Annotated in this window: 11 protein-coding genes; 10 read left to right on the plus strand and 1 reads right to left on the minus strand. The window is 35.8% G+C overall.

The window, feature by feature from the left end; genetic code table 11:
* The first annotated feature begins 10 nt into the window (after positions 1-10).
* The 6 genes from F823_RS0102570 to F823_RS0102595 all read left to right on the plus strand — a co-directional run bounded on the left by F823_RS0102570 (position 11) and on the right by F823_RS0102595 (position 6,010).
* Entirely contained in the window at positions 11-1,120 is a 1,110-nt protein-coding gene (locus tag F823_RS0102570) for a DUF3798 domain-containing protein (RefSeq protein ID WP_019595347.1), read from the plus strand.
* Positions 1,121-1,136: 16 nt separating this feature from the next.
* Entirely contained in the window at positions 1,137-2,303 is a 1,167-nt protein-coding gene (locus F823_RS0102575; RefSeq protein WP_019595348.1) for a DUF3798 domain-containing protein, read from the plus strand.
* A gap of 117 nt (positions 2,304-2,420) precedes the next feature.
* On the plus strand, positions 2,421-3,425 hold the full coding sequence (gene asnA, locus F823_RS0102580; protein WP_002843785.1) for an aspartate--ammonia ligase: 1,005 nt from the start codon (positions 2,421-2,423) through the stop codon (positions 3,423-3,425).
* A 19-nt stretch (positions 3,426-3,444) separates the two neighbouring features.
* The gene (gene hpt / locus F823_RS0102585) at positions 3,445-3,969 is read left to right on the plus strand and encodes a hypoxanthine phosphoribosyltransferase (protein WP_002843759.1); all 525 of its coding nucleotides are present in this window, start codon (positions 3,445-3,447) and stop codon (positions 3,967-3,969) included.
* Position 3,970: 1 nt separating this feature from the next.
* A complete protein-coding gene (locus tag F823_RS0102590) occupies positions 3,971-4,756 on the plus strand; it encodes an HAD-IIB family hydrolase (RefSeq protein ID WP_002843819.1) in 786 nt (261 codons plus the stop codon).
* 9 nt (positions 4,757-4,765) lie between these two features.
* On the plus strand, positions 4,766-6,010 hold the full coding sequence (locus F823_RS0102595) for a BaiN/RdsA family NAD(P)/FAD-dependent oxidoreductase (protein WP_002844769.1): 1,245 nt from the start codon (positions 4,766-4,768) through the stop codon (positions 6,008-6,010).
* Between the two features lie 117 nt (positions 6,011-6,127).
* Here F823_RS0102595 and F823_RS0102600 read toward each other — a convergent pair whose 3' ends face one another.
* A complete protein-coding gene (locus tag F823_RS0102600) occupies positions 6,128-6,589 on the minus strand; it encodes a hypothetical protein (RefSeq protein WP_002844770.1) in 462 nt (153 codons plus the stop codon).
* Between the two features lie 284 nt (positions 6,590-6,873).
* Here F823_RS0102600 and F823_RS0102605 point away from each other — a divergent pair, with 284 nt between their 5' ends.
* The 4 genes from F823_RS0102605 to F823_RS10495 all read left to right on the plus strand — a co-directional run bounded on the left by F823_RS0102605 (position 6,874) and on the right by F823_RS10495 (position 16,316).
* Positions 6,874-8,640, plus strand: coding sequence for a GAF domain-containing SpoIIE family protein phosphatase (locus F823_RS0102605; protein WP_002844771.1), 1,767 nt, complete (start codon positions 6,874-6,876; stop codon positions 8,638-8,640).
* A 513-nt stretch (positions 8,641-9,153) separates the two neighbouring features.
* Positions 9,154-12,687, plus strand: a complete 3,534-nt coding sequence (gene nifJ, locus F823_RS0102610) for a pyruvate:ferredoxin (flavodoxin) oxidoreductase (protein ID WP_002844772.1) — start codon at positions 9,154-9,156, stop codon at positions 12,685-12,687.
* Positions 12,688-13,011: 324 nt separating this feature from the next.
* Positions 13,012-13,899: a BglG family transcription antiterminator LicT gene (gene licT, locus F823_RS0102615; protein ID WP_002844773.1), complete on the plus strand. Its 888-nt coding sequence runs from the start codon at positions 13,012-13,014 to the stop codon at positions 13,897-13,899.
* Positions 13,900-14,183: 284 nt separating this feature from the next.
* Entirely contained in the window at positions 14,184-16,316 is a 2,133-nt protein-coding gene (locus tag F823_RS10495; protein ID WP_002843799.1) for a PTS sugar transporter subunit IIABC, read from the plus strand.
* The last annotated feature ends 22 nt before the right edge of the window (positions 16,317-16,338 follow it).

Raw genomic sequence — 16,338 nt, forward strand, 5'->3', positions numbered from 1 at the left:
GAGGAAGTAAATGAAAAAATGTGTTTCTAGTTTGATTCTTTGCTCTATATTGGCACTTACAAGCGCTTGTTCTTCAGGAAATAAGCAAGATCAAACTAATGCAAAATATACAAATAAAAAGTCTAAGATAACTGTCTATATGCCTAAGGGCCAGTACATAGATAACAAGTATTTTAATAATAACGATATTGCGATAAACTACTTGCCACCAGTCAAGGGTGATTTTGAACAAAAAGAAATAGACAAAATTGCAAATAGCATAGATAAAAATGTTAAGGTCTTGATTATATCTTCAAAAAACAAGGGCCTTATAAGCGTATTTGACAAGGTCAAGAAAAAGCTACCTGGTATAATAACTATTGCGGCTGATATGCAGGAATCCAGAGAAGATGACAGTAGGAATCTTAGAAAGGACACTAATATAGAGGTTGCTATGAATATTGATGAAAATAGGAAAGCAAGGAATATAGCTACCCTATCAAGCCAGATGGGAGCTAATACTTTTGCCTATATATACAACAAAGATTCTAATGACCCAGAACAGTATCTAGACCTAAGTGAAGCTAGAGAATACTGCAACCAGTCATCAATCAAGTTTGTAGAAGTGCCTATGTCTATAAATGATGTGAAATCAGGCAAGATACATGAGGTTACTGACAAGCTTGTCAAAGAAAATGGCAAGGAAATAGCAGTATATACTAGTGAGGTGAAATTGACGGGGGATATATTAAAGGACTCCTTGAAATTGGGCTACATAGTACCTAATATAAATAGTGACCAAGATTCTCTTATACTAGCCAAGGAGCTAGGGCTTGAAAAAGAAATGCATAGCCTAAAACGAAAAGATTTTGACGAGAAGGTTTCATCAGTTCTTGAAAAGAAGAATATGAAAGGTAGAATAGCTGGACTAAGTGAGAGCAGACAGGGGATTACTACTGAGATAGCAATAGAGACAGCTTTATATATGTACGATAAGAGCTTTGCCTTAGAGGAATGCTATGAGGATTCTTCTATCAGGGATAGGGCTAATCAAGAATTGGGACTTTTAGTTGAACCCCAGTATTCAGGTTCTGCTTATGGATATGTTAGGTCTATATACCTAAGCCCAAGAATTTACTAGGAGGTATATTGTTGATATGACTTTTAAGAAAATTAGATTTACCCTGGTAGGTTTAGTATTGATGGCTACATTGACAGCATGTGGTTCAGGGGAAAAGAAAAAAGAAATTGTCGATACAAAATATGATAAATTTACTAAAGTGGTGATACTTACTGACAGTGAGAAGCTTCAACCCAATGAATATTCATCAGCTGAAGCCTTAGTGAAGAATAATGAATACCAGAAAAAACATGATAAGGATGAAAAATTAGACATAAGTCATAGCATTTTACCAGATGATATGGATAGTCAGGCTATGAATAAAATATTTGATAAGATAAAAAATGATAAAGATATAAATACTTTGGTTGTTTCTTCTGAAAATTCTGGTATAATACATTATATTAAAAGTTTAGACAGGGCTAGAAAGGATATAATAACTATATCTGCTTTCTCAAGTAAAGATGTCAAAGACCTAGCAGAAAACTTTGATATATCCCTTGACTATGAAAAAAAGACAGATGCCAAGGAAATAGTCGATATAGCAAAAACATTGGGTGCAGAGAGGTTTATCAGTATAGTTGATGAAGAGTCACTCGGTCATGACCATAAGCAAGAGCTTCTTGCTGAGCTTAGGGACAAGTCGTCAAAGATAGATACACCATATGAAGAAATTAAAATCCCAAGTGGTATGGACAGGATATCTAAGAAGGCATATGTGTCCAATGAGATCAGCAAGTATATTTCTAAGTACGGAAATGATATAAACTTCTATCCAACATCCAGAGACATAGACGAAGTGCTATTGAATAGGTTGGTTAGTGATAAGTTTATTATAGCTGAGCTATCTCAAAGAAATTCAACTAAATTTATGATGGATATATATGGACTAAAGCAGATTGGTAGGATGAGTGAAAATTATAATCTACTTAACGGACAGATTTCTAGCTTTTTCAATACCAACTATGGCTTTGGTGGTAGGGTAGCAGGTCTTGGAGCAGATCCTAGGTCGCATATAATCAGGTATGCCACCCAGCTTGGTGTAACCCTTAATTCTAAGTCTGCAAAGCCAGACAAGGCATATAACACATATTTTTTAGAGCAGGTATCTACAATTAGAACTCAGATATCAGCCGGTTTTAAAACACCCTACAAACAATATAAAAATTACAAAGTTATGAGCGTAGACCAGATAGTATACTAATACACAAGGGTATTTGAGTTTATATGTAGTTTGTTCACCAAAACTATCGGTGACAGTTAAACTCAAACTAGCAAGGTCGATCATATATAAATTAAAGTAAACAGGAGGATGTGTATTATGGTAATGATAATACCAAAAGATTACAAATGCGAAATGGGTGTCTTAGAGACACAGAAAGCTATAAAGGAGTTAAAGGACTTTTTCCAGAATGAACTAGCGAGTGAGTTAAACCTACTTAGAGTATCATCTCCACTATTTGTTCTTCCAGAGACAGGCACTAATGATAATTTAAATGGTATTGAAACACCAGTTTCATTTACAGTTCCATTTTTAAATAAAAAGGCTGAGATAGTACATTCATTAGCAAAGTGGAAGAGAACAGCCATAAAGAAGTATGAAATACCTGTAAATGAAGGTATATACACAGATATGAATGCCATCAGAAAGGATGAAGACCTAGACAACCTACATTCTCTTTATGTAGACCAATGGGACTGGGAATACCATATAGAAAAATCAGACAGGACTTATGAAAAGTTAGAGTGGATTGTAAGAAAAATATTCGATGTATTTAAGAGGACAGATGATTTTATATTATCTAAGTATCCAGACTTTGAACCACTTCTTCCAGATGAAATAACTTTCGTATCATCACAGGAGCTAGAGGATGAATGGCCAAACCTAACAGCCAAGGAAAGAGAGAGAGAAATAGTAAAAAGACACAAGGCTGTATTCTTAACAGGAATAGGAAAGGCCCTAGAATCAGGTGAAAAACACGATGGTAGATCTCCTGACTACGATGATTGGGACTTGAATGGAGACTTCCTATTCTACAACCCTGTTCTAGATGACGTAATAGAGTTGTCTTCAATGGGTATAAGAGTTGATGAAGAAGCCCTTGAAAGACAGCTTGAAATTGCAGGAGCAGAGGATAGAAAGAAATTTGAATACCATAGAGACCTATTAAATGGTGACCTACCATATACTATCGGTGGAGGTATAGGACAGTCAAGAATTTGTCTATTCTTCCTAAGGAAGGCTCATATAGGTGAGGTGCAGGTTGGTATATGGCCAAAGGGCATGGTAAAAGACTGTGCAGCAGCAGGAATTCACCTATTATAATTAAAGTAAGGAGAAAAATATGTATCAGATTACAGGGACTATGCTAAGTCAGGAAGAAATTGAAAAGAAGGTTGTAGAACTTGCTGGAAAAATCCAGAAAGATTATGAAGGACAGGATATACTGCTTGTGGGTATATTAAAGGGGGCAAGTGTATTTGTTGCTGACCTTATGAGAAAGATAGACTTAAATGTAAATATAGACTTTATGAGCGTTTCTAGTTACGGTAGTGGTACAGAGTCTTCAGGAACAGTGAAGATACTAAAAGACCTAGACGTTGATATAGAGGGAAAAAATGTCCTTATAGTTGAGGATATAATAGATTCAGGAGCTACTCTTAGAAACTTATACGATACACTAATGACAAGAAATCCTAAGTCATTAAAGCTATGTACTCTATTGGACAAGCCTGAAAGAAGAAAGGTACATATTGATGTAGACTATGTTGGATTTACTATTGAAGATAAGTTCATTGTAGGATATGGTATAGACTATGATGAAAAGTACAGAAATCTTCCTTATATAGCAATGGTAGAGGATATCTAGGATGGGAAAAAGAAAATATTTTTTCTTTGATATAGACAATACTATAGCTATTGGATTTCCCAGGGTTGTACCTGAGTCTACAAGAAGAGCCATAAAAGCCCTACAAGACAAGGGGCACTATGTGTCTATTGCTACAGGCAGGATGCACGTTATGGCCAAGGACTTTTGCCAAGACTTGGGTATAAACAACATGGTGACAGACGGTGGAAATGGTCTAGTAGTAGATGGAAAGGTTGATATAGAACCGCTTGACAGGGATATGGTAATATCCATTGTCGATGAGTTTGAAGAAAAAAATATACCTTGGAGTATATGCCTTGACGATACAAGGATGTGGTATACAAAAGATAGGACATTTCCAGATGCTATGGAAAAAATACTTAGACTAAAATCATATATGGACACAACCATTGTAGAAAATATGAATATCAGGGACTATGATACTATATACAAGGGGTTTGCATATCTCAATTTAGAAGAAGAGGCAAGGCTTGAAGGTCTTAAGAATGTTACCTACACTAGGTATTCTGACCACTATATAATAATAGAACCAGATGATAAGTCCAAGGGCATAAAGAAACTGATGAAAATAATGGATATCAAGGACGAGGATATAGTTGTTTTTGGAGATAATACAAATGATATAAAAATGTTTAGGCCTGAATGGACCAAAATTGCAATGGGAAACTCAGTAGATTCTCTAAAGGACCTTGCAGACTTTGTCACAAAAGATGCAGATGATGACGGCATAGAGTATGCATGTAAACATTTTGGATGGATTGACTAGGAGGCAAGTATGAAGAAAGTTTTGGTTGTTGGTGCAGGACCAGCCGGTATGATGGCTGCCTATCATGCAGCAAAATCGGGTGCAGATGTGACTATATTTGAAAGAAATCCAATTATAGGCAAGAAACTAAGGATAACAGGAAAGGGTAGGTGTAATATAACCAATGCCCAAGATCCTGAAGATATAATAAAAAACATCTACAAAAATGGTAATTTTATGTACAGTGGAATCTATTCATTTTCCAATGACATGGCTATGGACCTATTTAAGTCATATGGGCTTAAAATCAAGATCGAAAGGGGACAGAGGGTATTCCCTGAGAGCGACAAGGCTATTGATGTAGTTAATACATTTGATAGGATGATTAAGGATGCAGGTGTCAAGTTGATTTTGAACAATAGGGTCAAATCTATAGAAGTTGATAAAGATAAGAACATACTAGGTCTTAGGACTGCTGAAAATGACCTTGTATCTTGCGACTCTATTATCCTAGCTACTGGTGGCAAGTCCTATCCACTTACTGGTTCAACAGGAGACGGCTATAAAATGTCTAAGAAGTTAGGACATACTTGTACAGAGCTTAGTCCTTCCTTGGTAGGGCTTGAGACTATGCCTAGACCTAGTAGTGACTTGGTGGGCCTAAACTTGAGGAATGTAAGTATTAAACTCTTAAAAAACGCTAAGCCTATATATAGTGATTTTGGTGAGTTGGAATTTAGGGATTATGGAATAGATGGCCCAATCATTAAGTCAGCATCTTGCTATATATCTGATAAGGGTGATTACGAGGTTGAATTGGACCTAAAACCTGCCCTTTCATTTGAAAAATTAGATAAGAGATTGCAGAGGGATTTTGAAGAATTTTCTAACAAGGATTTTGAAAACTCGCTAGTTAAGTTGCTTCCAAAGTCTATAATCGGCTATATAATTGATGAATCTGGAATAGATAGAAAAAAATTGGTTCACCAGATTACTAGACAAGAAAGACATAACTTGGTGGGCCTTATCAAATCTATAAAATTCCATATAAAGTCAACAAGACCTATAGATGAAGCCATAGTTACATCAGGTGGTATAAATGTAAAAGAAATTAATCCATCTACCATGGAGTCAAAGATAGTAAAAAATCTTTATTTTTGCGGTGAGATTATAGATGTTGATGCCTTTACAGGAGGTTATAACCTTCAAATTGCATACTCAACAGCCTATCTAGCAGGCATAAATGCAGCCCAAGCAAATGGATCTGGTATATAAATATTATCCTATATTAAAGAAGAGCTTGTGATATATAAATATGTGATACTAAATACTAGTTTGTTATATATAAAAAACAGATAAAATAAATAAAGAGGGGCAAAAGCCCCTCTTTATTTATTTACAAACATAGTGGTAAATCTTCTCTTCACCTAAATCAATTTTGCCGGTCATGATAAATTTTTCTATACTTTCTATGTCTTTTTGAGATAGGTACTGCGTTGGCATTGATAAATAGAAACCGCTATCCTTAAGTAATTTGTTGAGTTTAAATATGCTAGAGTATTCAGCCTTACTTGATGAGTTCGTTTTTGACCTATACTTATTAGCTGCAAGAGTCTCGTTCTGTATATCTATTAGCTTGTCTACGTAATCCTTATAGGTAGATCTAAATTCTTTTGAAGAAATAGGGATTCTATTTAAAATTTCAACAATAGATTTATCTCTTAGCATATTGTCTACAAATTGATCCGAAGTAAGTTTTCCAGAAATAATACCTTTTTGGTACTTTCTTAAAACTCTCTTTGTGTGAGTGTAAATATTATACCTAGTTTGTAAATCCAAATGAATAAACTGCATCTACATCACCTCTAGTTTAATGATACATCAAAAATTCGAAAAAATCTAGATATAAAAACAAAATATTCATATAATTATGTCGAATAAATATATATTTAATCTAATAAAACATAAAATAAGACCTATTATAAAATTTAATTATTAAGGCGCATTTTTAAAAATACATTATAAGACAGGTGATTGACAATGTCATACACACTATCGTATAATATTAAATAAGTGATAACCGTTGTTATTTTAAGGGAAGTGGAGATAGACTAGTTTATAGCTTGGGAGGTTTGGTTATGAATGAATACAAGAGAATGAGGAGTCTAGTTGAGATTTCCAGAATAGTTACTCAGTCAGACAACTTTTATGAAGTAAAAGATCAGATTATAAACAATATGTTGGCTGTAGTACATCCTACTAAGGCTTGTGTGAATTTATTCTACAACAATGACTACAACTATGCCCACCTAGTATGCTCATCCACCCTAAACTATATACCTAAGATTTTTCCGCAGAACGAGGAGTATGGAGCTAAGATAGATTTTTCTGTGTATCCGGACTATATCCATGAGGCTGTAGAAGAGAAGAAGGTAGTTATAGTTGATGATATATTTAAAAATGAGAAAGCCAAGGGGGAGGAGAACCTAGCTATTAACGAGGGCTATATTGGTAGGGCTATTTTTCCGTTTATAATAAACGACAAGGTAATCGGATTTATGACATGCTATCTTTCTGACCAGGAAAAACTCAAGCCAGAAGACATAGACTTTATAACTCAGGTCGCGTCAATGATGTCGCTTTCAATTTCCATAACTGAAAAGAATGATGGTATAAATAAGTTGATAGGCAAGTTAAGGCAGTCTATTACAAATATAAACAAGGCTTCAAAAAGGTTATTTTCAACTCAGGACATATTCTACTATTTGCAAAAGATGGCAAATGTCGTAGCTGATACTACTGATAGTAAGTTTTCTATGGTCAATATTTATAATATAGGTGAAAATGGTGGTCCTATGGGTCAGAAGTTTACATGTGCCAACGACCAGAATGCTATAAATAGTCTTGCAGCAAGGATGCCTATAATTTTAAAAGACCACAGAATATATGATTATGGCAAAACAGATGGTGAAGTTTTGGTTGATGGAAAGTCATATACGAATAGGATTTTTTATAAGGTCATAATTGATTCAAAATCAATGTTAGTAATTTTGGCAGTGGGTGATAAGGTATACACTGAAGATGATTTCAATATAATTGGAGCTCTTGCTAAACAGATTGCAACTAGTGTTAAGAGCTATGATTACAGCGAAAAACTAGAGGAAAACAAGGCCATAAATGATGAATTAGTTGTACTAAAACACCAGCAAAAACTGATAATGGACAATAATAGTATGAAAAAATTTGCAGATCGTGACTTGTTCTATTTTATGAAACCAGCTAAGGTCGTAGGTGGAGATTTTTACCATTCTATGCTTGTAGATGACAGGGTTATATTTATATTGGCAGATGTAATGGGGCATGGTATAGTCGCCAACTACATGGTTGCCTTGATTAAGGGTGCTTTTGAAGTTCTAGTCAGAAAGGTTCCAAACCCTAAAGAAATAATAACTAAATTAAATAAAAACTTGTACAATGAGTTTGATAATATGGGTGCATATGCCACCGTAGTGGTTGGCGCTATCAATAAAAATACAAACAAGTTGGAGCTTGCCAATGCAGGCCACTACCAACCTATAATATTTGATAATGACAACAAGTATGTTGAAATAGATACTGATGCCAAGGGTATCCCAATTGGTATAATTAACAATGAACAGTATTCGCAGATAGAGATAGACTTTTCAAAAGACAAGTGCAAGGCTATGTGTATGTTTACTGATGGTATAATTGAGATGAAGAATCAGGAACATGAGGAATTTGGCCATGAAAGACTAGTCGAATTCTTATCTGATAATATAGATAGCGACGAGAAAACCATTAAAAAAAGGCTGGACAAACTCATTAAACATTTCTCAGTTGATGATGATAAGAAGGATGATATCCTCTTAGCCTTTATTAAATGATAAAAATTACACAAAATATATTCTACCCCGACATAATATTTTTCTTATGTTGGGGTTGTTTTTTTTACAAAAGTTTTAAAATAAAGATTAAACTCAAAAAGGTTTTTACTTAATTTACATATTTTTTTTAATTAGGGTGTGATGATAAGATATGAAATTAAATGATGGATTATGTGTAATAATGTAAAGTAAAAATGGTCAATAAAGCACCTATAATATGATTATAATTAGACAAAGATAATTTTGTAATATGATTGATTTTTTCTCATAAGTCTAGTATAATTAAGCTTGATAATTGAATTATATTTATTTTATTAGAAATAATGATATAAATTCTCAGTTATTTAATTGTAATTTAATATGGGATAAATTCATGATAAAGGTAATTCTATTTTTTTATTTTACGCTTACATTGTTAAGTAAGGTAAAGGTAGGTTATTTTATTTATTTGTTTCATATTGTATACAAGAAACATTATACTTAACTTTTAAATTTCTTAAGGAGGAATTAGTAATGGCAAAATTTTTGAAAACTGTTGACGGAAATACAGCCGCTGCCCACGTATCATATTGCTTTACAGACGTAGCTGCTATATATCCGATCACACCATCTTCAACAATGGCAGAAGTTGTTGACGAATGGGCTTCTCAGGGAAGAAAGAACATATTCGGTCAGGTTGTCAAGGTTGTTGAAATGCAGTCTGAAGGTGGAGCTGCAGGTGCTTTCCACGGTTCTTTAGCTGGTGGTGCACTTACATCTACTTATACTGCTTCTCAGGGACTTCTTTTGATGTTACCAAATATGTACAAGGTTGCTGGTGAATTATTACCAGGTGTATTCCATGTTTCAGCACGTGCGCTTGCATCTCAGGCACTTTCTATATTCGGTGACCATCAGGACGTTATGGCTGCGAGAATGACAGGATGTTGTTTACTAGCATCTGGATCAGTACAGGAAGTAGCTGATATAGCTCCAGTAGCTCACTTGGCTGCAATAGAAGGTAGATTACCTTTCATTCACTTCTTCGATGGATTCAGAACTTCTCACGAAATCCAGAAGGTTGAATTAATGGAAAATGAAGACTATGCTAAGCTTCTTAACTTCGATGCAGTTAAGGACTTTAGAGATAACTCACTTTCTCCAAACCATCCAATGACTAGGGGTACTGCTCAGAACCCTGATATTTACTTCCAGACAAGAGAAGTATCTAACAAGTTCTACGATGATATGGTAGGAATAGTTGAAAAATATATGAACAAGATGTCAGAGTTAACTGGCAGACCACATGGCCTATTTGATTACTATGGTGCAGAAGATGCTAAGTATGTAATGGTAGCTATGGGTTCTGTTACAGAAGCTGCTGAAGAATTAATAGATGTATTAAACGCTAGAGGCGGAAAATACGGTATCTTAAAGATACACCTTTACAGACCTTTCTCAGTTAAGCATTTCTTAGACAAGATGCCTAAGACTGTTGAGAGAATCGTTGTTATGGATAGAACTAAGGAACCAGGTTCAATAGGTGAACCTCTATACTTAGACGTAAGAGATGTTTACTATGGTAAGGAAAATGCTCCTATGGTAATCGGTGGTAGATACGGTCTTGGTTCAAAGGACGTTACTCCAACTGACCTAAACGCTGCATTCGAAAACCTTGTATCAGATGTTCCTAAGGATAGATTCGTTATATCAATAGTAGATGATGTTACAAACCACTCAATCTCTTCTTCAGAAGAAGTTAAGATTGCTGCTCCTGGTACTGTAAGATGTAAGTTCTGGGGTCTTGGCTCAGACGGTACTGTTGGTGCTAACAAGCAGGCTATCAAGATTATCGGTGACAACACTAACAAGTACGCTCAGGCTTACTTTGACTATGACTCTAAGAAGTCTGGTGGTATAACAATGTCTCACTTAAGATTCGGTGATACTCCAATCAGAGCTACTTACCTACTTGACGAAGCTGATTATATAGCATGTCATAAGCAGAGCTACGTATATCAGTATGATGTAATCAAGGGACTAAGAAAGGGTGGTACATTCGTACTTAACACTATCTGGTCACCAGAAGAAATAGAAGAACATTTACCAGCTAAGTTAAAGAGATACATAGCTAGAAATGACATCCAGTTCTACACTATAGATGCTGTTAACATAGCTAAGGAAATAGGACTAGGAAACAGAATAAACATGATCTGTCAGTCAGCATTCTTCAAACTAGCTGATATAATACCAGTAGAAGATGCTGTTGGATACCTAAAGGATTCTATAAAGAAGACTTACGGCAAGAAGGGTGACAAGGTTGTCAACATGAACTATGCTGCAGTTGATAAGGGTATAGATGCTCTTGTTAAGATAGATGTTCCAGCTTCTTGGGCTGACGTTGCAGATGAAGAAGCAGTAGTTGATAACAACGAACCAGAATTCATCAAGAATATCCTAAGACCAATGACAGCTGTTGAAGGTAACTCACTTCCAGTATCTGCATTCTTAGGTAGAGAAGACGGTAGATTCCCTCAGGGTACTGCTGCATACGAAAAGAGATGTATAGCTGTTGATGTTCCTGAATGGCAGATAGACAACTGTATCCAGTGTAACCAGTGTTCATTAGTATGTCCACACGCTGCTATTAGACCATTCTTATTAACAGAAGAAGAAGCTAAGAATGCTCCAGAAAACTTCAATACTAAGAAGGCAATGGGTAAGGGCTTAGAAAACCTACAGTACAGAATACAGGTATCTGCTATGGACTGTACAGGTTGTGGTAACTGTGCTGACGTTTGTCCAGCTAAGACTAAGGCTCTTGTTATGAAGCCAATGGAAGAACAGAAGGAAGTACAGGAAGAAAACTGGTACTTTGCAACTGACTTCTCTAAGGTATCTGCTAAGCCAGATGTAATGCCTGCTACAACTATAAAGGGATCACAGTTCAGACAGCCACTTCTTGAGTTCTCAGGTGCTTGTGCTGGTTGTGGTGAAACAGCTTACATGAAGCTTGTTACTCAGTTATTTGGACCAAGAATGATGGTTGCAAATGCTACAGGTTGTTCTTCAATCTGGGGTGCTTCAGCTCCATCAACTCCATACACAGTTAACCACGAAGGTAAGGGTCCATCATGGGCAAACTCACTATTCGAAGACAATGCTGAATATGGATATGGTATGTACCTAGCTGTTACTCAGCTTAGAAGCAAGGTAGAAGGTCTAGCTAAGGAATTATCTGAACTAGTATCTGGAGATGACAAGAATGTTGTTGATTCATACCTTGAAAATATGTTCAACGGTGAAACTACAATAGCTACAAGTAATGTATTCACAACTTTAGTTGAAGATTTAGATAGAGAAGGTAAGTTCCCAGAAGTAGTTAAGCCACTTGTAGAATTAAAAGACTACTTTGTTAAGAGATCTAACTGGATTCTTGGTGGAGACGGTTGGGCATATGACATCGGTTACGGTGGACTTGACCACGTTCTTGCATCAGGTGAAGATGTAAACGTACTTGTATTCGATACAGAAGTTTACTCAAATACTGGTGGACAGTCTTCTAAGGCTACTCCAGCTGCTGCCATGGCTAAGTTCGCTGCTTCAGGTAAGAGATCTAAGAAGAAAGACCTTGGTATGATGGCTGCTACTTACGGTAACGTATACGTTGCTCAGGTTGCTATCGGTGCTGATAAGAACCAGGTTCTTAAGGCTATAATGGAAGCTGAAAAGCATGATGGACCATCTCTAATCATAGCTTACGCTCCATGTATCAACCACGGTATTAAGAAGGGTATGGGTAAATCAGTTGAAAACGAAGCTGATGCAGTTAAGGCTGGATACTGGCACCTATACAGATTTAACCCAGAACTTAAGGCTGAAGGTAAGAACCCATTCATCCTTGATTCTAAGGAACCAACTGAATCATTCAGAGAGTTCATATTGGGTCAGAACAGATATGCTTCAATAGCTAAGATGTTCCCAGAACAGTCAGAAGAACTATTCACTATGGCTGAAGAAAATGCTCGTGATAGATATGAAGGCTACAAGAAATTAGCTGAAAAATAAATCTTGTTAAACAAGTCATTTGCAAATTAAAAATAAAAAAATAATAGCGTCGGTGGTCAAGTCCTTAATTGGATTTGGCCACCGATGTTTTATTCTAGTATCAACGATTGCAAATAAGTATAAAACACAATGGAACTATATAGAAAATATATAGATAAATACTACAAATATTAGCCTTATAATATAGCTAACAAATATGGCTAAATATATAAGTGGAAATTTAAAATATATAGGAGATTTTAGTAAATATATTTGCTATATAGATATTTTTGGGGTATAATTGACAATAGTGAGTATATCTTTAATCAGTAGGGGTGGAGTAGTATGGTAATAAAGCAAATTTTTAATAATAATGTCGTCCTTGTCAGAGATGATATAGAGGGCAAAGAATTTATACTTACTGGTGCAGGTATTGGTTTTCAGAAAAAGAAGGGTATGCAGGTTGACATTGAGAAGATAGAAAAGAAGTTTATATCTAGTGATGATAGTATCATGAATAGGATTGTCAGTCTTGCAAGTGAAATAGATCCTGAAATATTTGAAATGACCAACTCTATAGTGAATAGGATCGAAGATTTTCTAGGGGAAAACTTGTATGAATACATATATCCAGCCCTTGCAGACCATATCGCATTTGCTCTAAAAAGGAACAAAGAGGGGATTGTGGTTAGAAATACTATTCTATACCAAATTAAGCGTGTTTATTCCAAGGAGTTTGAGGCAGGTATGATAGCTGTAAACTATATAAAGGATAGACTCGGTATTGACTTGGGACAGGACGAAGCCGCCTTTATTGCAGTCCACATAGTAAATTCTTACTACCAGGGTAAGTCTGAAAAATATCAGCAAGATATAAAAGTTTTGAAAATTTTAAAGGATGTCTTGAATATTATACGATATTATTATAAAATAGACTACAGAGAGAGCGATTTGGACTATGAAAGGCTTGTGACGCACGTTAGATTTTTTGCAAAGAGACTTCTGGCTAGCGATCACAGGGAAGACAATAGTCGAGAATTGTTTGAAGTTGTGAAAATTAAATATGATAAGGCCTACGGTTGTGTAGAAAAAATAGAGGAGTATGTATCCAACAACTATGGACAGTATTTGTCGGATGATGAAAAGCTGTATTTGACTATGCATATCGAGAGGGTCTCAAACAAATTCAAGATACATGATTCTGGGGTTGTTACTGAAGAAGGCAAGACTTAGGTGTATGGAAGATTTGTGTAAATAGGGTGAGTGAGTATATATCTTAATTTATTTATTGGTATTATTTATCTCTATATTTTGGTGCTAGCACTGTGGTATAGGGCGCTGTCTATTTTGCAAAATCCATTACTTAGGTCTTTTTATTTTGTTATTTAAACAGTTTGAATTTTGCCTGCACTAGTAAGTTTTAGAGCTCGTAATCTTGCACTCTTGAAATTTGGAATTTTAGTAATCGGCATTTAATTTTCAAAAATATATTTATAAAATTATAGGAGGTATTTCTCATGGGAGAAAGCAAAATTTTTGGTATTTTACAAAGAATTGGTAGATCATTCATGCTTCCAATAGCAATTCTACCAGTAGCTGGTCTTTTCTTGGGTATAGGTGGTTCATTTACTAATCCAACAACAATAGAAGCCTACAATTTAACAGCAGTATTAGGTCCTGGGACATTTGCAAACTCATTGCTAACAGTTATGTCTCAGGCAGGTGAAGTAGTATTCGCCAATCTTCCAATCCTATTTGCGATGGGTGTTGCAATAGGTATGGCTAAGGCTGAAAAGGCTGTTGCAGCACTTGCTGGTGCGCTATCATTCTTCATTATGCATACTGCTATAGCAGCTATGATTACAGTTAATGGTGGAGCGGACAAGATGCTTGCAGGTTCTGTTGCTATGACAGTTGGTATCCAGTCACTTCAGATGGGTGTATTCGGTGGTATCATAGTTGGTCTTGGTGTCGCTTATCTACACAACAAGTTCTACAAGATCCAGTTACCACAGGCATTATCATTCTTCTCAGGAACTAGATTTGTGCCAATTATAACAGCTATAGTATACTTAGTTGTTGGTATATTAATGTTCTACGTATGGCCTACAGTTCAGTTAGGTATCAACCAGGTTGGTCAGTTGGTAAGAGTATCTGGATACTTTGGTACTTGGATATATGGTTTCATGGAAAGAATCCTAATACCATTCGGTCTTCACCACGTGTTCTACCTACCTTTCTGGCAGACATCAGTTGGTGGTACTCTAGAAGTTGGTGGGAAGATGGTGGAAGGTGCTCAGAATATATTCTTTGCTCAGCTAGCTGATCCGACAGTACAGAAGTTCAGTGTTGATGCTACAAGATTTATGGCTGGTAAGTTCCCACTAATGATATTTGGTTTACCAGGTGCAGCTCTTGCTATGTACAAAACTGCAAAGCCTGAAAAGAGAAAGCTAGTAGGTGGTCTTTTATTCTCAGCAGCACTTACATCAATGCTTACAGGTATAACTGAGCCAATAGAATTCACATTCTTATTCGTTGCTCCTTTCCTATATCTAATTCACTGTATATTTGCAGGTCTAGCTTATATGTTAATGCACATCATGAAGGTTGCAGTTGGTATGACATTCTCAGGTGGTCTAATAGATATGACACTATTTGGTATACTACAGGGTCAGTCAAAGACAAACTGGATTGGAATAGTTATAGCAGGTATAGGTTACTTTGTAGTTTACTACTTCCTATTCAGCTTCCTAATAAAGAAGTTTAACCTTAAGACTCCGGGTAGAGAAGATGATGCAAATGCTGAAGTTAAGTTATATACTAAGGCTGATGTAAATGCTAAAAAGGGTAAGGCATCTTCAAAGGGTGCAAATGCAAGTGATGATGAATTATCAATAGCTATAGTTCATGGTCTAGGTGGAAAGTCAAACATAGAAAGTGTTGACAACTGTATTACAAGACTTAGGTGTGTTGTTGTTGATTCTAAGAAGGTAAAGGATGACGTACTTAAGGCTACAGGAGCTGCTGGTGTCATCAAGTCTGGTTCAGGTGTTCAGGTTATATACGGACCAAAGGTATCTATAATCAAGTCAAACCTTGAAGAATATCTTGAAAGCTCAACAGTAGAAGATGCTTATGTTGATGGTATGGCAACTAAGGTTGAAGAAGAACCTAAGAAAATACTTGATTTAGACTCATCTCTAGAAGTTTTGGCACCAGTTAATGGAACTATCCATGACCTATCAAAGGTTAATGATGAAGTATTCTCACAGAAGCTAATGGGTGAAGGATTTGCAGCCCAGACAGAAGATGGAGATATATACTCACCAGTAAGCGGTGAAGTAGGAATGATATTCCCTACAAAGCATGCTATAATAGTAGCTACAGACGATGGATTAGAGGTATTAATTCATATGGGTATAGATACAGTTAAGCTAGAAGGAGAAGGATTTGAATTATTCTGCTCAGTTGGCGATAAGGTAAAGGCTGGAGACAAGTTAGCTCATATGGACCTTGAATTTATAAAGTCAAAGGGTTATGAAACTATAACACCTGTTATATTTACAAACCTTGAAGCTGGTAAGACTATAGAAGTATCAGAAGGCAAGTCTGTTAAGGCAGAAGCTGGAAGAGTTGGTATTAGATAGTTTGATCTGTATAAATATATAG

Source organism: Peptostreptococcus anaerobius VPI 4330 = DSM 2949 (assembly GCF_000381525.1).
Taxonomy (GTDB): Bacteria; Bacillota; Clostridia; order Peptostreptococcales; family Peptostreptococcaceae; genus Peptostreptococcus; species Peptostreptococcus anaerobius.